This window comes from Texcoconibacillus texcoconensis, assembly GCF_014202575.1.
Lineage (GTDB): Bacteria > Bacillota > Bacilli > Bacillales > Salisediminibacteriaceae > Texcoconibacillus > Texcoconibacillus texcoconensis.
Genome location: NZ_JACHHB010000008.1, coordinates 102,572 through 122,110, shown reverse-complemented (window position 1 = coordinate 122,110; position 19,539 = coordinate 102,572). Strand labels below are relative to the sequence as shown.

At 45.1% G+C, this 19,539-nt stretch carries 17 protein-coding genes; 11 read left to right on the top strand and 6 right to left on the bottom strand.

Annotation, left to right across the window (positions count from 1 at the left end):
- The first annotated feature begins 68 nt into the window (after window positions 1-68).
- Entirely contained in the window at window positions 69-1,448 is a 1,380-nt protein-coding gene (locus HNQ41_RS10020; RefSeq protein WP_184664294.1) for a CAP domain-containing protein, read from the top strand.
- Between the two features lie 56 nt (window positions 1,449-1,504).
- On the opposite strand, the gene HNQ41_RS10015 is transcribed toward HNQ41_RS10020, so the two are convergent.
- Window positions 1,505-2,773: an S-layer homology domain-containing protein gene (locus HNQ41_RS10015; protein ID WP_184664293.1), complete on the bottom strand. Its 1,269-nt coding sequence runs from the start codon at window positions 2,771-2,773 to the stop codon at window positions 1,505-1,507.
- Between the two features lie 260 nt (window positions 2,774-3,033).
- Here HNQ41_RS10015 and HNQ41_RS10010 point away from each other — a divergent pair, with 260 nt between their 5' ends.
- Window positions 3,034-3,753, top strand: a complete 720-nt coding sequence (locus HNQ41_RS10010) for an HAD family hydrolase (protein ID WP_184664292.1) — start codon at window positions 3,034-3,036, stop codon at window positions 3,751-3,753.
- 53 nt (window positions 3,754-3,806) lie between these two features.
- On the opposite strand, the gene HNQ41_RS10005 is transcribed toward HNQ41_RS10010, so the two are convergent.
- Entirely contained in the window at window positions 3,807-5,234 is a 1,428-nt protein-coding gene (locus HNQ41_RS10005; protein ID WP_425506985.1) for a flotillin family protein, read from the bottom strand.
- 235 nt (window positions 5,235-5,469) lie between these two features.
- Entirely contained in the window at window positions 5,470-7,404 is a 1,935-nt protein-coding gene (locus tag HNQ41_RS10000) for a stalk domain-containing protein (RefSeq protein WP_184664290.1), read from the bottom strand.
- A gap of 277 nt (window positions 7,405-7,681) precedes the next feature.
- Here HNQ41_RS10000 and HNQ41_RS09995 point away from each other — a divergent pair, with 277 nt between their 5' ends.
- Window positions 7,682-8,008, top strand: coding sequence for a hypothetical protein (locus tag HNQ41_RS09995; RefSeq protein WP_184664289.1), 327 nt, complete (start codon window positions 7,682-7,684; stop codon window positions 8,006-8,008).
- A 206-nt stretch (window positions 8,009-8,214) separates the two neighbouring features.
- Here the strand turns inward: HNQ41_RS09995 and HNQ41_RS09990 are convergent, their stop codons facing one another.
- Window positions 8,215-8,490: a hypothetical protein gene (locus HNQ41_RS09990; RefSeq protein WP_184664288.1), complete on the bottom strand. Its 276-nt coding sequence runs from the start codon at window positions 8,488-8,490 to the stop codon at window positions 8,215-8,217.
- Window positions 8,491-8,686: 196 nt separating this feature from the next.
- On the opposite strand from HNQ41_RS09990, the gene HNQ41_RS09985 reads away from it, so the two are divergent.
- The 4 genes from HNQ41_RS09985 to HNQ41_RS09970 all read left to right on the top strand — a co-directional run bounded on the left by HNQ41_RS09985 (window position 8,687) and on the right by HNQ41_RS09970 (window position 12,590).
- Window positions 8,687-9,337, top strand: coding sequence for a GTP pyrophosphokinase (locus tag HNQ41_RS09985; RefSeq protein ID WP_184664287.1), 651 nt, complete (start codon window positions 8,687-8,689; stop codon window positions 9,335-9,337).
- A gap of 148 nt (window positions 9,338-9,485) precedes the next feature.
- On the top strand, window positions 9,486-10,046 hold the full coding sequence (locus HNQ41_RS09980) for a class I SAM-dependent methyltransferase (RefSeq protein ID WP_184664286.1): 561 nt from the start codon (window positions 9,486-9,488) through the stop codon (window positions 10,044-10,046).
- Between the two features lie 202 nt (window positions 10,047-10,248).
- Complete coding sequence (locus tag HNQ41_RS09975; RefSeq protein WP_184664285.1) at window positions 10,249-11,988, top strand: S-layer homology domain-containing protein; 1,740 nt, start codon at window positions 10,249-10,251, stop codon at window positions 11,986-11,988.
- A gap of 122 nt (window positions 11,989-12,110) precedes the next feature.
- Window positions 12,111-12,590, top strand: a complete 480-nt coding sequence (locus HNQ41_RS09970; RefSeq protein WP_184664284.1) for a hypothetical protein — start codon at window positions 12,111-12,113, stop codon at window positions 12,588-12,590.
- A gap of 132 nt (window positions 12,591-12,722) precedes the next feature.
- Here the strand turns inward: HNQ41_RS09970 and HNQ41_RS09965 are convergent, their stop codons facing one another.
- Both HNQ41_RS09965 and HNQ41_RS09960 read right to left on the bottom strand, forming a co-directional pair.
- Window positions 12,723-14,255, bottom strand: a complete 1,533-nt coding sequence (locus HNQ41_RS09965) for a gluconokinase (protein WP_246421597.1) — start codon at window positions 14,253-14,255, stop codon at window positions 12,723-12,725.
- A 28-nt stretch (window positions 14,256-14,283) separates the two neighbouring features.
- A complete protein-coding gene (locus HNQ41_RS09960; RefSeq protein ID WP_184664282.1) occupies window positions 14,284-15,141 on the bottom strand; it encodes a MurR/RpiR family transcriptional regulator in 858 nt (285 codons plus the stop codon).
- Window positions 15,142-15,391: 250 nt separating this feature from the next.
- Between HNQ41_RS09960 and gnd the strand changes: the two genes are divergently transcribed.
- The 4 genes from gnd to HNQ41_RS09940 all read left to right on the top strand — a co-directional run bounded on the left by gnd (window position 15,392) and on the right by HNQ41_RS09940 (window position 19,533).
- Complete coding sequence (gene gnd, locus HNQ41_RS09955) at window positions 15,392-16,294, top strand: phosphogluconate dehydrogenase (NAD(+)-dependent, decarboxylating) (protein ID WP_184664281.1); 903 nt, start codon at window positions 15,392-15,394, stop codon at window positions 16,292-16,294.
- Window positions 16,295-16,759: 465 nt separating this feature from the next.
- The gene (locus tag HNQ41_RS09950) at window positions 16,760-17,662 is read left to right on the top strand and encodes a dihydrodipicolinate synthase family protein (RefSeq protein WP_184664280.1); all 903 of its coding nucleotides are present in this window, start codon (window positions 16,760-16,762) and stop codon (window positions 17,660-17,662) included.
- Between the two features lie 123 nt (window positions 17,663-17,785).
- Complete coding sequence (locus HNQ41_RS09945; protein ID WP_184664279.1) at window positions 17,786-18,886, top strand: TRAP transporter substrate-binding protein; 1,101 nt, start codon at window positions 17,786-17,788, stop codon at window positions 18,884-18,886.
- Between the two features lie 80 nt (window positions 18,887-18,966).
- Window positions 18,967-19,533, top strand: coding sequence for a TRAP transporter small permease (locus HNQ41_RS09940; RefSeq protein ID WP_184664278.1), 567 nt, complete (start codon window positions 18,967-18,969; stop codon window positions 19,531-19,533).
- Window positions 19,534-19,539: the final 6 nt, after the last annotated feature.

Genomic DNA, 19,539 nt, shown 5'->3' with positions numbered 1-19,539 from the left:
AGGAGATCGAAGAGTTGTGTGGAATACAAAATTATGGAAGGATTTTCGCCGGTTAGGAGGAGAAGCCGATGCGAACGCATATAAAATCGATACTCGCCTCAGCCGTTGTCACAGCAGGACTGAGCGGCGCACCCACGCTTGTTGAGGCGAACAATGTTACAGATGTCGCTGGTCATTGGGCGGAAAATCAAATCCTTTGGTCGATTGAGGAAGGATTCGTAAAAGGATACGAAAACGGTACGTTCCAACCAGACGAAAACGTCAGCGAGAAGGAGTTTTTGACGATGTTGGCGCGATTTTATAATCTGGATGGCAGGGGGGAGGGTGAGCCTGTCTATGAGGTTATAAATGACTATGGCATGCGGATGATCGGTTATTACAACGCGAACATGCGCGCTGCGGCGATCGATCGTGGGCAAGTCGCCCGTTTGCTCGCTCATTTTAATGGTGCGTCTAAGCGAGAGGAGGAGGCGATTACTTGGTTATATGAGGTAAATTTGACTGAGGGTCGCGATGATCGTTCGGATGATTTGGTTGAGCGCTTTCAACCGTCGGGGTCGCTGACGCGAGCGGAGGCGGTGACTTTCTTTCATCGTCTCGCCGAACAGGGGCGGACGGAGGTGGATGAGCGAAGTGAACCAGCTCGCCATTTTGAACTGGAAGGAATTGCGCTGCGCGATGATAAGGCGGATGTGATTGAGGTGCTTGGGGCGCCTGAGCGGGTCGCGTCTTCGCAGTATGAGTTTGATTGGTACGTTTATCACGACGATTACGAAGGTTTTATGATGTTTGGGGTCGATGAGTTTGATGAGGTTGCCGGTTTTTACCTCAAAGGTGGTGCGTTTGAAACGGAGACGGGGTTAAAGCCGGGGCTCAGTGAGGAATCCTTTTCTGCTAAATATGAGTCGTATAAAGATAGCTACAATGTGACGAATGATATTTCGTATGGTGTTGATGAACATATGGGTGATGAAGTTGTTGATATGAAAGTTGTCGACCGGAGTATTGGTTATAAAGATGTAAGCGATCTGGATGAAGCCGGTGTGGACGGGCATTTGGCGGATCAAGAGCAGCTGATGTTTGATTACACGAATGCGGCGCGTGTGTTTCATGGCGAAGAGCCGTTAGATTGGCATGAGGGTGCCGCGCAGGTAGCGAAGGGGCATAGTTGTCATATGGCTGCTGAAGGTTATTTCGACCACGATGCACCTGATGGCACATCGGCGCGTGAGCGGGTAGAAGCGGGAGATATCGAAGGTTATCGTTACGGTGGGGAGAATATTGCGATCGGTCATTGGTCGGCTATGGACGCGCACCGTGATTTGATGAATTCTTTGGGACATCGCAATAATATTTTACGAGATCGTTTTGAAGCGGTAGGCATTGGGATCGTTCATTCTAATCAGCGCAGCTATTACTACACAGAGAACTTTTTGCGTGAGTTATAGGACTTTAGTTAAGTAAAGGGTAGGTGCTACTTCGGTAGCACCTACCCTTTCATACGTTAATGCGCTGAAACAAGTCCGTGGAAGCTGTCGATGACAACGTCGAACACGCCACCGCCTTCGAGCGTGACGTCGAAGTAGTAGTGATCCGCTTGAATCATTTGCTCGTGCTCAACAGATTCGACGGGCTCTCTCGCTTCCGACTCGCGGAACTCGATGTCGGCTATTTCGTCGCCGTCAACGAAATAGCTATCCTCGATGATGTCGATCATATCTTGTTTCGACAAATCAAAGCCTCTTTTTGAAGTTGGAAGTGTGGAATCGAACGTATCGATTTTCCAATCTCCATCGTCGTAGGTGAGGACGATCTCTAGGTGAGCCCCAGATAATAGATGGTTCGCAAGTCGTTTCGTTTCAATCAACACGTCGCCGTCGTCTAGTATTTCCGCGTCAAAGTCAAACAATTGCCCGTTCATATCGAGCATAAAAAAGTCGCAACCCCAACATGCGTAATCATAAAAAAACGGCTCAACGATCCGATCAGAAAACGATGCCGTCGCCCCTTTGAGAATCTCGCTTTCGACATCAGCGAAGTCACGGTCGCGATGGTCTTCCTCTGCTTGCGCAACGCCATCAACGACAGCTTCATTCAATTCATCAGCTAATGATGCGGTTTTGTCTTCCCATGCATCGGTCACTTGCTTTTGGCCATCGACTTTAAAATCGTCATCTGTTAAACGGGTGAGGAAAACAGCGAATTCCGCTTTCGTTAATGAATCGTCAGGTAAAAATGCCCCGTTTCCGTCACCAGAAGTGACCCCTTCGTGCAATAACGATTGTACATATGGATAAAACCAATCATCTTGAAAAACGTCGCGAAAAGGAACAGTGCTTTCCTTCGTCAACTGAAATGCAGAAGCAAAAATCCGCGCCATCTCAGCACGTGTCAGTTCGTCCTCGGGGTGAAATGCGTCCGCACGGTCAAATACGTCAGCGCGCACAAGCGATTGAACCTCTTCATACCCGAAATCGGCTTCAGCGAGATCGGTAAATGAATGATGGTCTTCCTCATCATCAGGCTCAACGTCGAGCGCTCGGTAAAGAAAAACCGCTGCCTCGGCACGGGTGATGTTGTCGTTGACAGCGAAGGCAGTGGATCCTTCGTTCTCCGCTTCGATCACGTCTTCAGCGAGCAAATGTGCGACTTCTTCGTACGCCCAATGATCATCCCCTACATCGAAAAAACTTTCCGCACCTCCTGCGTGACTTGAAAACAACAGCGAAGCCGTCAAAAAAGCGCTGCTTAACCAGAACGTCTTCTTTCGCACGAAATCATCCTTTCTCTATATGTAAACTTGATAATCCTTAATAAATACCTTGATAAAAGAGTCTACCACAGGTATATGGAAACATTTGGTCGAACGATCATGAAAAGAACCACTTTTTTCGTCGCCCGCTGTCAGTCCTTGAAAATGTGCAGATGCACGCGCAACTGTCACATGCGAAAAGTGTCTTTTTTCGCATGACGAAGGAAAATGGTGTTAAAATGGACATACTTTAAGTTTGAAAATAAGAGAGGTTTTGCACGATGACAAAGGTGATTTTATTTGATCTCGATGGCACGTTGCTTCCGATGGATACCGAGGTGTTTGTGAAGTATTACATGAAGGAGTTGGCGCAACAGGTGGCGCCGATCGTTGACCCGGACCAGTTTGTGAAGGCGCTGTTGGCGGGCACTGAGGCGATGATTAAGGATCAGGATGCTGAGAAGACGAATGAAGTTGTGTTTGAGGAGACGTTTTTGCATTTGACAGGCTTAAAGCGTGAGGAGATTTGGCCTGTGTTGGATGATTTTTATGAGTCGGTGTTTCCTACGTTTTCGCATTTGAGTGAGCCGACGCCGCTTGCGCGTAAGGTTGTTGATGAGGCGGTGGCGCAAGGTTATCGTGTCGCGGTGGCGACGAATCCGTTGTTTCCGAAGGCAGCGATTGAGCATCGTTTGACGTGGGCGGGGATTGCTGATGCGCCGTTTGAGCTTGTGACGGTGTATGAAAATAGTGTGTTCACAAAGCCGCACGGGGCGTATTATAAGGAGATTGCCCGTCAGCTTGAGGTGAGCCCGGAGGATTGTTTGATGGTTGGAAACGATAAGCAGGAGGACATGCCGGCCGCGGAAATTGGCATGCAGACGTATTTGGTTGAAGGGTACGTGATTGACCGTGGTGAGCCGCAATACCAGATCGATGGACAAGGTACGTTAGAAGATTTTTATGCGTGGTTAAAAGGGGAAGGGTCTTTAGTGAAGTAAAGGGTAGGTGCTACTTTGGTAGCACCTACCCTTCAATACTTTAACGCGCAAAACTAAGGGCGGCGCTCCTCTTCTTGGTCATGAGTTTCCGTTTCGCTTTCTTGGGGACTTGACGTTGGTTGCTGTTGTTCGACGTAATTCCGTCCCCGGCTTGCGTACGTTTCCATTAGGTCACCGATTTCTACACCGGTCAGTTCTTTGACGGGCTCTTGAATTTCTGTGAGCATTTTCGTGACGTTTTTCCCGAAAGAGTTGATGCTCTCACCGCTCCCGGAGTCGATGATTTTCACCGATTCGATATTGTTCATCGGTTTCGCGATTTGTTCGGCAAGATCTGGGAGGATTTCAATGAGTTTCTCTTTAATGATCGCTTCCCCGTGCTCATCCATCGCTTCAGCGAGCATGCGACGGGCATCGGCTTCCGCTTCACCGCGCTCTCGAATGACTTGCGCTTCTGCGGAACCATCTTGGCGACGCACTTCCGCTTCGGCTTCCGCTTGTTTCGTTTTTTCATAGTAGTCGGCGTCGGCCTTTGCTTGTCGGACTTTATATTCTTCATTTTCTAGCTCAACGGCGCGTTCACGTTCTAATTGCTCGACAGCGAGTTCTTCGTCTTTTACTTGTTTGGCGAGTTTCGCTTTTTCTAGTTCATAGGATTGCTCCGACTTTGCCCGTGCCCGTTCGGTTTCTTCTTTAAAAGCGGCGTCTTTTAAGTCTTTTTCTTTGCGCGATTCGGCGATCGCAATTTGCCGTTTGTATTCTTCTTCCTTTGCTTCTTGGTCGGTTTTCGCTTTGTTGATGCGCGTTTCCCGCTCTGAATTGGCCTCGGCGATTTCCGCTTCCTTGCGCACTTTCGCAATTCGCGGGCGCCCTAAATTTTCTAAGTATCCATTTTCCTCTTCCGCATCGCGAAGGTCAGTGAGACCGAGTGAGGTGATCTTAAAGCCCATCTCCTGCAAGTGCGTCTGCGCGGTTTTTGTGACTTCCTCGTTAAACGCTTCGCGGTCGTTGTTGATTTCTTCGACGGTCATTTTCGATAATATCGCGCGCAAAATCCCACTCAACACTTCGGATATTTCTTTTTCTATGTCTGATTGTTTTTTACCGAGAAATTGCTCCGCGTACTTCGCAACACCCTCAAGCGCGTCGGCGACTTTCACCATCGAAACCGCATCGGCGATGATCGGCACGCCGCCATTTGTGATGACTCGCGGTGTTGTTAAATGTAATTGAAAAGATGTTAGGTCAATTGGCGTCGACGTTTGAAAACGGCGCAACCGGTACCCACCGCCGCGAACAATTTTCATCGAGCGCCCCTCTTCATCGGTAAACAAGTTCGGCTCTTTTTCTGGGTCTCCTAAATTTCGGCCCGTAATCACAAGTGCTTCATTTGACTTTGCCGTGCGGTAACGAAACCTTAGCCAAATATAATAGATTCCATACCCAACCCCAGCTAATAAGAAAAATAAAATCGTGTACAAAATAAACAAGATCAATACCGCCTTTCTAACAGATGATTGTATATTTTATTTACGAAGTGATACGGAAATGAGTTTAAACTGGGGGATGGGAGCTGAAAAATTGAGATTTGATCGGAAAGGGCCAGGAAAATCGGGTGGAGCGGGGCAGACACTTTACTTCTTCACAGTAGTAAACGGTAGGTGCTACTTCGGTAGCACCTACTCTGTACTACTTTAATGCGCAAAAACAATCTGTCTACTCGGTAGTAAACGATGTGGTGTACGTGTCTTCGTTCCAGTCAAGTTCGAGGCCGAGGCCTTCGATGATAAAACGTAAAGGTAAGAAGGTGCGATTATCATCGAGGAAAGGCGCTGCGTCTATCGTTTCGGGTTGTTGGTTTTGATACACGGTTTTGTCACCGATAGTCATTGAAAGGGTTGTGTCGTTGTGCTCAATATCGGCCGTTTGCGTCGTCGCATCCCAAGACACGTCGGCACCTAGAGATTCAGCGATCTGTCGAACTGGTATGAACGTACGGTCGTTTTTGATTTGGGCTTGGGTATCGAAGTCAATTTGCGCGTTGTTTAATTCAACATTTGTAGCGCCTACGCCGATATTTTGCGTGTCTGTTGTGACGAGATGACCATCTTCGCCGTACACTTTGACTTCGATTTCAACGGTTTCACTTCGGTGTGATAGGAAATCGTAGTTGATGGACCAAGATGGTTCCGTCGATGTTCCAGCGAGTGCACCGTTTACGTAATATTCTACCTTTGAAATGAGTGGATCAATCGTTTCTACGTGTGCATGTAACGCTGTTTCTGTCGGTGCCACGCCAGTCGTATCGACGGGTAAGTATGTGACAGGTGACATGTCGCCTATGTTCGATAAGTAAAAGTCATTTTGGATGGCTTCTTGATAGGCGTTTAGGACTTGATCGTTTTGCGAAAGTCGATAATCGTTGGCGCTTTGGCCGTCAGAGCTGAACCAAAAAACAGCCTTTACCCCTGGATAAAGCATTGGTAAGCTATTGTAAAATGTTTCAACATGGCGGGTTGCCCATTCAGTCACACCTTCATTAGTGTTTGGGTCGATGTGAGAAACGGCGCCTTCTGAAATGAAAATTGGTTTTCGATCTGCGTACAAATCATAAATGTGTTCAAATTTTTCAACATAACTGGAGCGATCGACCCCTTCGCCTAAAAGGTCGTCTTCGCCGTTATGACGTTGATACATACTGACTCCTACCCAATCGACGTAATGATCGCCTGGATAATAGTCGGTGATGTTATCAGGTGGAAAGTAATTTGGTGCCCAAACCATGGCGACGTTGTCAGCTTCTTGTTGGAAAACATTTGCAACCGTGCGGTACTTATCAATGTAGCGCTCAGGCTCGTCGTACCATTCGACCCATTCTCCGTTCATTTCGTTGGCGAAGCGGAGGAAAATCGGGATGTCAGCATTGGCGGCGTCTTGAGCAAATTGTCGTATATATTCGCCGTCTTGAACTTCGCCTAGACCGTCATCCGGTTGCAGAGCAAGTTGCATAGCGACGCCTTGTTCTTCAGCACGGCGAATATGCGACGCTAATTGTGAGAAAGGTGTACCCCAACTGACGTAAAGAAGGTAGGCGGCGTGATCGTGATTTACGAGGTTAGGGAATTCCTCTATGTAATGAGGGTTTCCAGAAGTCGAATCGTGAACCGCATCATCCTCCTCAGCGTAAGCTCCTAATAACGCGCCGATTTCTGGCTCGAATTTTGCCCCCGTGTCATATTGGTCGGCAACTGCATGTGAATCAGCTTCCCTAAACAGTTGAACGTCACTGCGAAGGTCGTTCGCGTTACTCGTTGCGGCGATGGCACTTTGTGTGCTTCCTTCTTTTTCCCAGTAGTTAGCTTCTTGCTCCCAGCTTTCTACAGCTTCTTCATAAAGGCCCAACTCAACTTGCATGCTACCCATTCGGTTGTAGATCATCGCAATATTCGTGTTTCCTTCGTTTTCTAGAAAGCTAGGTAATACAGCTTCATAGTTTTGTAAAGCTGCGTTATATTCCCCATTATTGCGAGCTTCTTCGGCATCACTGTAAATGCTCCACATACTCGCACTCTCGCTTGTGCTCGGAAATAAAAATGTCACTGCCAAAACAAGCGTGAGTAAACTTGTAAACAGGTACAAGTTTTTTTGCATAATACCCCTCCCCAAAAAAGATTTAAAATGGCTACAACGGCGAGTATATCACGCAAGGTTAATGATAGATCGCGAAAAATGTCGAGCACCACACATTGGTGGAATTGTTGCTTTATTTCGGTAAAGGGTAGGTGCTCCTTCGGTAGCACCTACCGTTTCGCACGTTAAAGCGTGAAAGCATGTGCGCTAAAACGAAAATCTAGTTTTAGAAGCGGAGAAGGAGGGAATATACCCGTGAATAGTTTCACCCAATGATGAAGAAGCGGAGGGATCATCGATGCCGGGAATGAAATCGCGCAGACCTTACTTGGACTGGGACATGTTGAGTACTTCCCCAGAAGAAGTGCTAGCCTACAGAGAGCAGGCCGAAACAGAAGAGGAATTGAAGTGCGAAATCGAAGCCGCCGAGGAGCGTGGCGAACGAAAAGGCATCATCCAATCGATCATCAGATACTTAGAGATTCATTACCCAAAAGCAGACCACGCCTACGTAAAAAGAGAACTCTTGCAATACGAAACCGTCACCAAAGCCAAAAACGCCCAAACTGACATCTACCAAGCCCAGTCATGGCAAGAAATAGAAGAAACCACTTTAGGAGAATAAGACAAGTTGCAGCGAGGACACCCGTTCTCGTTTTTTTGTGCACACGAGACTGTTCTGTTTTAAAGCACTAAATGGTAGGTGCTACCAAAGTAGCACCTACCATTCAACACGGTGGTGTGCGAAAGCGGAAAAGTGCATCGTTATCAGCACCCTTTCGCAGCGGACGCGAAAGGGCAAGCTGGTGTGGTCTGGAGAGCTTGTCTTCTTCATGAAAAAGAGTTTTCTTCGCTTTCGCTTTCGTTTTCGTTTTCGTTCTCGATTTCGTGGGCGATGATTTCGTGGAATTTTTTTAGTTGTTGGAGCATGAGTTTGGCTAAAATGGTTTTGTAGTAGTCGAAGATGAAGTCGGGTACTTGCTCGATGAGTTGGTGGCCGTGGTCGGTGAGGGTGAGTCGGACGATGCGGCGGTAGCGTTTTGAGCTTTCTTGTTGGAGTTGGAGAATGTGATGTAACATTTCGTCGACATCGACATCAAAATCCATGTGATCGCCTCTGGTTCGGTCGTTTCTATTATAACGTAATGAGGACAGGGTCTGTCACGTTTTGAAATTTGTGAAATCGTCTCAAAGCTGTGGCGTTGCTAGCTATCTATTTGTAATTTTACTATAATATTTCGTGTGCGAAATAGTTTTTGCGAAAACGATAGAAGTTTTCATTTGTACCAGGGAGGGAAAAGGGATGCATACGACGGTCGATGAGCGGTTAGTTGAAATTCGCAACTTTCTCATCATTTATAAATTTGCAATTGAAGAAATGAAGACGAAGCTGAATATTTTGAGTGAGGAATTTGAATATATGCATGAGCGCAATCCGATTGAATCGGTGAAGTCGCGCGTGAAAAAGCCGAAAAGCATTATGGATAAATTGCAGCGAAAAGGGTTCGACGTCAACATCGACCAAGCCCGTGCCCGGGTGCATGATATCGCGGGTATTCGTGTCGTTTGTTCGTTCGTGTCTGATATTTATACAATCTATGATTTGATTTATAAGCAGCACGACATCAACGTCATCGAAGTGAAAGATTACCTCGAAAACCCGAAGCCTAATGGCTACCAAAGTTTACATATGATCATCGAAATCCCGGTGTTTCTTAGCGACCGTACCGAATATGTGAAAGTGGAAATCCAAATTCGTACCCTCGCGATGGATTTTTGGGCGAGCTTGGAGCATAAAATTCACTACAAATTCCAAACGCATGTCCCAAGTGAGCTTATCGAAGAACTTCGTGAAGCTGCCCATATCGTGAATAATTTAGATCAAAAGATGGAAACAATTAAAGAAGATATGCACGAGTATAAACAAAATTTCATTCCTTTGAAGAAAGAGTAAATGTTTTTTCGATTCAGTTGGGAGGTTGGAGGGAGGAACCGGTTGTCGTTTTTGCTTTAACGAAGTGAAGGGTAGGTGCTACTTTGGTAGCACCTACCCGGCGTCCCTTTAAAGCGCTAAAACACCTCATTTCGAAAGGAGTACGTCTATGAGCACGATTAGCTATATGAAAAACTTCATCAAAGATCGCAACATTGCATCCGTGACACCAACATCGAAACAAGGGGTGCGCGAAATCGCGAATCGAATGGACTTCACTAAACCGATGACGATCGTTGAGTACGGGCCCGCCACAGGTGTGTTTACCGAACACTTGCTTGAGCGCATGACGGACGACTCGCTGATCATCGCCATCGAGATGAACGAAAATTTCGTTCACGAACTACAGGGAAACGTCAATGACTCGCGACTTATCGTTTGTCATGATAGTGCTGAAAACGTCGATACGATTGTAGAACAATACGCATCGTCCGCTGATTACGCACTTTCCGGGATCCCGTTTTCTTTAATGGATGATTCGATGCGATCAAGGATCGTTCAAAAAACATCACAAGTACTGAAAGAGGGCGGACGCTTCTTTCCGTATCAAACGTTTTTCCAAAAGGATGCCCACCTGCTCGATCACTTAAAACAACACTTTCCAGCTGTAAAAGATGAATACTTCTTCCGAAACCTCCCACCAATGCGTTTATACGAAGCCGCAAAATAAGAGAAGCATCTTTTGTGCTGTGCAGAATGAAAGGGTAGGTGCTACTTCGGTAGCACCTACCCTTTACCTTGATAAAGCGGAATCCCCACTCACCCATGCGTATCAACTATGCTATAATAGAAATGACATTTTCTACTAAACATGCACGTATTCCGTGCTTTTTCAAATCTATCAATCTAACAAAATATGGAGGTGCATCAAAGTGAATAAACGATCAAAATGGCTCAGTGCCTTCACCGTTTCAGGTATTCTTTTTGCAACGGGAGGCGTTGGGGGTGTCACAGCTAATGACACAATAAAAGACAACTGTGATCTCACCGCTGACATTGAAGACGGGGAAAACCCTGATTACCAAACGACAAACTGCTTGTTAACTGAAGCCGCCTTAAAGCTAGACGTCCCACCAGAAGTCATCAAAGGGATCGCCCAAGTTGAGCAAGGCGAATGGAAACATTTCGACGAGGACGGAGAGACAATCATCTCTGAAGACGGCGGGATCGGCCTTATGCAAATTACGAACACGCAAGATTATGATGTTGAGCGCCTGCATGACGACTTACTATATAACATCGAAGCGGGCGTTGAAATCTTAAAAAATATGAAACAAGAACGCCAAGAGTTGCCGACGATTCATAAAGGTACTGAAGACTATATCGAAAGCTGGTACTTTCCTGTTATGGCTTATAATGGAATCAAGCCAGTGAATAGTCCTGTTTATATGGCAGATGGTACGCAAAACAGCGACGCTTACCAGGAGCGTGTATTTTCAGAGATCGAAAGTTTAAGTCTCTTAGGCGCTAGCCTCTCACTACCAAACTTTACGAGAGACGATTTTGACTACGATTCTGCTTCAAGTGAAAATATTGAATTTTTAACGGCTGAATTTGAATTGACCGACTCATTAACACGTTCAAACTATCAGCTAACGGAAGGTGACCTCGTTTATACAACTGAAAATGCGAGAATTCGTGAACAGGCAACAACGGAAAGTGACAGCATCACGACCGTTGAAGCGGACACACCGTTAACGATCCAAGCTGGTTATGAATATGAGGAAGTTCTCGATCGTCAAAACCATTTTGTCTGGTATCCTATTGAAACCGCTGATGGACAAGAAGGATATATCGCTTCAGCACTCATCGAACAGCGCCCAAAAGCACCTGACAACTTTCAATACCAGCAAGATGAAGGGATTTTGTCAGGGGAAGCAGCATCGAACAAAACGATCAAAGTAGAAAACGACACGAAAGGTACGTTCACAACAACGACGGATGACAGCGGTCAATTCGCCGTAGAGATCGGAGACATCAACATTCCGATGACTTTCTATGTTACAGCGGCAGACGACCATAACGTAGAAAGCGTGCCGACAGAGTGGGAGGCAGCCATCGAAGTCGACACGCCATTCACTGATGTAGCTTCCGACCATTGGGCGGCCCCGCATGTCAGTTATTTGTATGATTTAAACGTCATAAACGGCATCGGTAATGACCTATTTGGCGTTGACGATGAGCTCACACGCGCCCAAGCTGCTGCGATTCTCGTTCGTCACGAGGGAGGCGAATCGAATCCGAACGCCCTTGATGCATTTGAAGATGTTGATAAAGACCACGAATTTGCCGAAGAAATTGACATCGCTCTAAACGAAGGATTTTTCAAAGGTGTATCTGAAGACAGCTTTGCTCCAGATGCAAGCATGACAAGAGCAGAAATGGCTGTTCTGTTAGAAAGAATTTACGATATTCCAACGTCTGAGGCGGCGCATCCATTCACAGACGTTGAAGCAGGGAAATGGTACGCCGAATCGGTCGCTAATGTGTATGCAGCAGGCGTTGCTAAAGGTACCTCCGAGCAGCGATTCGCACCCGAAGAAACGATTACAAGAGGGCAATATAGCGTGTTTCTAACACGTTCAATGGACGAAAACTACCGATTGAAATAAACGATATTCCTTTACTGAAGTAAAGGGTAGGTGCTACCACGGTAGCACCTACCCTTTCACACACTAAAGCCTAAAACGACGATCACTTCTTTTAAAATATATCAAAGGGGAGCGTGTTACATATGGCTATCAAGGAATCCGAATTTTTTCACGGTACCGTACTCTCACGTATTTTACGAAAAAAAGAACCGACCTCATTGGAGAAAATCGAAAGCGAGCTTGGTGACAAATGGTCCAGCTATATCATAAACGACCGCACCATCATCCATATTTCACACCGAAAATCGACCCGCACCGGCCTGTCCAAATACTGGTACTTTTCCTTCACCCCAGACCAACTAAAAGAACTCAAACACTCATTTCCTTACAAACACACCGTCGCACTCGTTTGCCTCGACGCCAACTCACACCTAGACCAAGCAGAAATTTGTTTTCTTAACAAAAAGCAAACCAACCAACTCATCGACCCGAAATCCAAAGCCGACCAACACATCCGCATCACCCTAGAAAACAAACAACACTTCAAAGTATACGGCAGTTTACGCGACTGGCATCACGCCCTCACCATCGACCGTAACCAGATTGATCAAGTTGATATGTAAAACATATGCGGAAAACGTACAGTCCCCGTTTTTTTATACAAAGCTCTCCATGAATCTACACACTTTAGCCAAATAAAGGGTAGGTGCTACCGAAGTAGCACCTACCCTTTCGTACTTTAAAACGTAAAACCGCTATTGTTGTACTCGTTGTAGCGCATCGAATGTCGGTTTCAAAGTTTCATAAATATTGCGGTACACACCGTACAGTTCACGATATCTAGCGCTCGTGTCAGCATGAGGCGTGACTTTTCCTTGCATCGGAATGTATTCTTTAATAGAGGCAAGGTCGCGTACTTCACCGATGGCGAGCATGCTGAACCACGCCGCTCCCCAAGCAGCACTTTGGTGTGAGGATGGGAGATGTACGTCTTGTCCAAACATATCCGCAAGCATTTGCACCCAAAAAGGCGAACGAGCAAAACCACCATTTGCGTACAAGCTTGTCGTTTCCCCAACGAGACGACCGACGGCCTCATGAATGTTATAAAGGTTGAACATAACCCCTTCCATACCTGCTCTTAAAAAATGTTCTTTTCGATGATCCATGGAGAGCCCGATATAGCTGCCGCGTGCATTGGCGTCCCAATGAGGAGCGCGCTCCCCGTTTAAATACGGTAAAAACAATAAACCATTAGACCCTGGGGAAGCTTGTTCGGCTCGAGCAGTCAGTAACGTGAACGCATCGTCGCCATTTTTCGCAGCCTCTTCAACTTCTTTTTCACCGAGTGTGTCTTTCAGCCATTGTAAGACGATCGCTCCGTTGTTGGTCGGTCCACCTAAGATCCATAAATCTTCCGTCACCCCATAACAGAACACGTTTTGTTGTTCATCAGTGTTTGGGCGGTTCGCCATCTGTCGAATCGCACCGCTCGTTCCGATCGTAATCGCGGTCTCCCCAGGATTGATCGCTCCAATTCCTAAGTTAGCAAGCGGTCCGTCGCTTGCACCTGCAACGAACGGGACATCAACACGAAGTCCTGTTCGTTCCGACACGCGCGCATCTAATCCATGAAAAACATAGGTTGGCGCGACAGGTGTCGATAATTGCGAGCGGTCAATGCCAGCAACATTTAACGCTTGTTCGTTCCACGTCATCTCCTTGATATCAAATAGACCAGTCGCAGAGGCGACCGAATAATCGACCGCATCGACGCCAAACCAGCGGGATGTTAAAAACTCTTTGATCGACAAAAATTTACTCGCGCGCTCATATGGACCGTACGCAGTTTCGCGCATCCAAATCAATTTTGCAAGTGGTGACATCGGGTGGATCGGGGTGCCTGATTGTTGATAAATCTCCGTCCCTTCAGTAGACATCTTCAAACGTGTCGCTTGTTCGGCGCTCCGTCTGTCTGCCCATGTGATCACAGATGACAAGGGTTCGTTGTTTTCATCGACACAGATGAGTGAATGCATCGCCGACGATAAACCAACAGAGAGCACCTCATCTCCGCTGATCCCTCCTGTGACGAGCGAACGCCTTATTGCTTCGATGGCCGCGTTCTCAATCGCAAGTGGGTCTTGTTCAGCTTTGGCGGCATCGGTGTCGAGAAACGGGTATGTCTGTTCCGCTTCGGACACAACCGACCCATCCTTTTTAAAGATGACCGCTTTTGCGCTCGTTGTTCCTAAGTCTAAACCGATGACATATCTTTTCTTGTCCAAAAAAATCAACCTCCTCGTTGATGTAACGTTATATGCGTTTGATAGAGACCGCATTACGCATGTTATTAAGTGATTGTTCCATTTGTTCTTTGCGTGCGATGCTGATGTTGACGTATAGGGCGTCGATGATGCTGAGTTGTGCAAGTCGTGATGAGAGTGCTTCGGATCGGTAGTCAGTTTCTTCGGATACGGTGAACAGCGGGATGTCAACGCCTTCGCTTAAAGGTGATTTGGCGAGGGTCGTGATTCCGATTGTTGTTACGTTGTGTTCTTGGGCGACGTCAAGTACGTCTAACATGTCGCGGTTGGCGCCGGTGTGTGAGATGAGCGCAGCGACGTCGTTTTCGGTTAATTGCGAAGCGGACATGACTTGGAAGTGGGAATCGCTATAGGACGCGGTCGCGATCCCTGTCCGTATGAATTTATGGTGTGCGTCGACGGCGATGACGCCTGAGCCACCGCTGCCGTAAAATTCGACACGATCAGCTTCGAGAATCGCTTTGGTGGCTTCTTTCATCGTGTCTTGGTTGAGGACGGACAAGGTTTCTTCTAATGTACGGATGTTCGCTTTAAATACTTTTTCAGTGACTTGTCTTTCGTCGTCTCCTTCTTGAATCGTTTCGTGGATGTCTTGAAACCCTTTGTCGACTTCGGAAGCGAGTGCGATTTTCATCGCTTGGTACCCCTTGAAACCAATTTTCTTACAAAAACGAAACACGGTTGCTTCCGCGACTTGGATGTTTTCTGCTACTTGACTGATCGTTGAATGAACGATGTCTTCAGGATGTTCTAATATATAATCGGCAATCACTTTTTCTTTTTCGCGAAAACCGGTGTAAGCTGCTTTAATGCGGTGTTTAACGTGAGCCGCTTCAATATTTTCCATCGTGATCCCCCCTGATATATGGTTTTGTAAATAGATCAAGACTTGCTCATCAATGAGAACGTTTTACCGCTTAGTCGTTAAATGAACATCTATGTCTAAGAGGTTCTACATGTAGTATAAATGAAAACGCTTCAAATTAAAAAATATTTTTTCATAATTAGGGGTTGAAAAAGAAATAAAATATCATATAATGAAATCAAATAGAAAAATTATTTCAAAATTTGATCACATATTTGAAGGGAGTATCCATATGAAGCTAGGAATGATCGGTCTAGGGAAGATGGGGTATAATCTCGTTTTAAACCTATTGGACCATAAACACGAAGTCGTGGCGAATGATGTAAACAAGGATGCAGTAGATGATATTAAAAATTCAGGCGCAATTCCAGCTTATACAATTGAAGAAGTGGTGCAGAAGTTGGAAGCACCAAGAACCGTTTGGCTGATGGTACCAGCAGGAGAAGTAACAGGTCAGGTGATTGAACAATTATCTGAATTGTTGGATGCTGGAGATACAATCCTCGATGGTGGAAACTCGAATTATAAAGAAACGCTAGAACGTGCTGCATATTTAGAAGAAAAAAATATTCACTTTGTCGATGTTGGTACAAGTGGTGGTGTTGAAGGCGCGAGAGAAGGTGTCTGCTTGATGGCAGGGGGGGCCGAAGAAGTGCTACAAGGTAACTTAAATGAGATGTTTACTGATATCGCTGTTGAAAACGGTTACCTACATGCGGGAGAAGTCGGTAGTGGACACTTTTTAAAGATGATTCACAATGGCATCGAGTATGGTATGATGCAGGCTATTGCTGAAGGCTTTGATATTTTAGAGAAAAGTCCATTCGACTATGATTATGAACAAGTAGCGCGAGTTTGGAACAATGGATCTGTGATTCGTTCATGGCTCATGGAACTCACCGAAAATGCGTTTTCAAAGGATGAAAAGCTTGATGAAATTAAAGGTGTTGCAAATTCATCTGGTGAAGGGAAATGGACTGTTGAAACAGCACTCGACTACCAAGCGGCCGCACCCATCATCGCACTATCACTTATGATGCGCTATCGTACACTTGAGAATGACACTTTTTCAGGAAAAGTGGTAGCAGCACTAAGAAATGAGTTTGGTGGTCATGCAGTTGTAAAAGGTGACTAATTTTTTGTTTGTTCTTCAGCCATTCATTGAGTCTAATTAAGAGCTTTCCAAATATGAATGACTTCAAACGACAAAGTAATAAAATAGAAAACAAAAATCGACAACTTTTTATTGACAAATGGTTGTACACCTATTAATCTAAAATTAAATAAAGCGCTTTCTTCCCAATTAGAGGAACAATGTTCCTTATTAAGGAATGGGGACTAATAATTGTGTAGGTTGATGGAGGGAGCATAATCTAGCTACGTAGTAGAAAGCCGCCCTCGATCGTAAGAAAATTTCATTAGTTTTGAAAGCGCTTATTTAAATCGAATGCTGCTACAAGAGGGTTGTTGATCATACTGCATAGCAATGTTTCAAGAATGCTAGGTTAATGAATGAAACGCTGCTGGTGCTATGGTAGAGCGTCAAGTATTATGAGAAATTCTTTGTTAGGCGCTTACAATATCGTAGAGGAGGAGAGTCATGTATTTACCTGCAGGTATTATTCCACCTGTTCCGACATTTGTCACAGAAGATTTTGCAATTGATTATCGGAGTATGGAAAATGCCATCGATTACCACATCGAAAAAGGCGTTGACGGATTGTTCTTTCTAGGAACCGGTGGAGAATTTGTGCACTTATCGACGGAAGAACGAAAGGAAATTGCAACATATGCAGTTCAATATACGAATGGTCGTGTGCCAGTACTGATCGGTACAGGAACCCCCTCGACACGAGAGACAAAGCAGTTAAACAAACATGCTCACGAGGTTGGGGCTGATGCAGTTGTTGTCATTAACCCATACTATTTCAAACTTGATGAAACGCATTTGTATCAACACTTTGATGACATTTTTAAAGAGTCAAAATTACCGGTGTTGCTTTATAACTTTCCAGCTTTAACAGGCCAGGATATTCCTGCACATATGATCAAGCAACTTGTAGAAAACCACGAAAATTTTGTAGGGATTAAAAATACGGTGGATAGCTTGACTCATACAAAGGATATCATCAGCGCCACAAAACAATATGAAGACCGGTTCAGTGTTTTGGCAGGTTTTGATGATTATGTGCTAGGAGGTTTGAGTTTAGGCTGTAAGGGTGCAATCAATGGTACTGGTAATATCGCTCCTGACTTATCTACTCAATTATATCAAGCTTATCAGACAGGTGATTATCAAGTCGCAGAAGAACACCAACAAAAGATCTCAGAACTGTGCAAAATTTATCATTTAGATCAACCATTTATAGGTGTCATTAAGGAAGCAATGTATCAAGCAGGAATAGAAGTTCAATCGCAAACGTTGCCTCCTGTACAACCAGTAGGTGATGAACAAAAAGAAGAAATAAGTCGAATATTGCGTGAAGCTGGTATCTTCTCATAGAATTATTTAAAATTCTTAATGGCTTTGACGGAAAAGGAATTAGTGGTTCGGGTTAGCGTTTCAATGATTTGGCTAACTCTTCCATAGATAAAATTAATATTAAATTTTAGGGGGACGAGAATCATGAATAAAAAACATTTTCTTACTGGAACTTTGTCGTTAGCGTTAGTGGCTGGACTTACTGCTTGCGGAGGAGAGGAAGAAGCTGGCGGAGATAGTCAAACTGATGACCAAAATGAAAGCGCTTCAGAAGAAAACGTAGATACTGAGTATTCTAGTAGTGATGCAACATATACCATTGAAGCAGGGATTGGATTAAATAGTGAACACCCTCAATATAAAGGGTTACTTGAATTTAAAAATATTGTAGAAGAAGCGACAGACGGAGATATCTATGTTGAAACGTATCACAGTAGTCAATTAGGTGATGACCGTCAAATGATGGAGGCACTTCAACTTGGATCTCAAGAAGTAACGATTCCTTCTACAGCACCGATTACAAACTTTGTTGAGGAATATGCTGTCTTTGATTTTCCATTCTTATTCCCTAATGACGAGGTAGCAATGGAAGTGTTAAACGGTGAGGTCGGTGATCAACTTCTTGATGCATTAGAAGACCAAGAAATGGTTGGACTCGCTTATTGGGAAAATGGTTTCCGTGACCTATCTAACAGTGACCGTCCAGTTGAAACAGCGGAAGATTTTGAAGGTCTAACCGTTCGTACGATGGAAAACGAAATTCACCTTGATGCATTCTCTGAGTTAGGTGCAAACCCAACGCCAATGGCATTTGGTGAACTATTTACAGCGATGCAACAAGGAACCGTTGACGGGCAGGAGAACCCACTTGCAACGATCTACCTTGAATCATTTTACGAAGTTCAAGACTACTACTCTGATACGAACCACGTTTACAGCCCGTTTGTGTTTCTCATGAGTAAGCAATTCTTCGATGGCCTTCCAGACGACTATCAAGAAATTGTGGCAGATGCAGCACAAGAAGCAGGGGAGTATCAAATTGAAGAAAATCGTGCAGCGAATGCAGAACTTCTTGATGCTTTAATTGAAGAGGGAGTAGAGTACTCTGAAGTAACCGATGAAGCGCGTGAAGAAATGGCTGAAATCGTACAACCAGTGATCGATGAGCATGCTGAAGATCTTGGTACAGATTTCGTTGATGAAGTATATGAAGCAATTGAAGAAGCAGAAGCAAGTCTAGAGTAAGTAAAAGTGAAGGAACTGTTTAGCGGTTCCTTCACTCTCTATAAGGGCAATTCGATTGCATCAGGAAGGCAGGTGGAAGTATGGGCGTATTACGATGGTTGGATGAACACATTGAAGAAGTGTTTCTTGTCATTTTTTCATCGATTATGGTCGTCATTATTGCATTGCAAGTATTTATGCGCTATGTCATGGGAGACTCCCTTTCTTGGTCTGAGGAACTAGCGAGGTTTTGCTTCATTTGGCTTGTGTATATTGGGATTAGCTACGGTGTAAAAAAACAACGCCATATCAAAGTCGATGTCGTCCTCATGTTGTTTAAGCGAAAAGGTAAACTGATTTTGACGATGATTTCAAACGTGGTTTTCTTAATCTTTGCTTTAGTCGTTATTTATTATGGTCAAGATATTGCCATGAGAATCCTAGAGTTAGGACAGAGATCTCCAGGTCTACAAATTCCAATGGGCTTCGTTTACATGGCAACGCCTATCGGAATGGGTTTGACTGTTATACGCCTCATTCAACAACTGATACAGCAAACGAAAGCGCTATTAGGTAAATCAGCATTTGATGTTGAATTAGAACATGATAAGGCGCTTGAAGATCAGGAAGATACACTAGGCGATCAAGACCCGAAACCTGAACGTTAGGAGGGA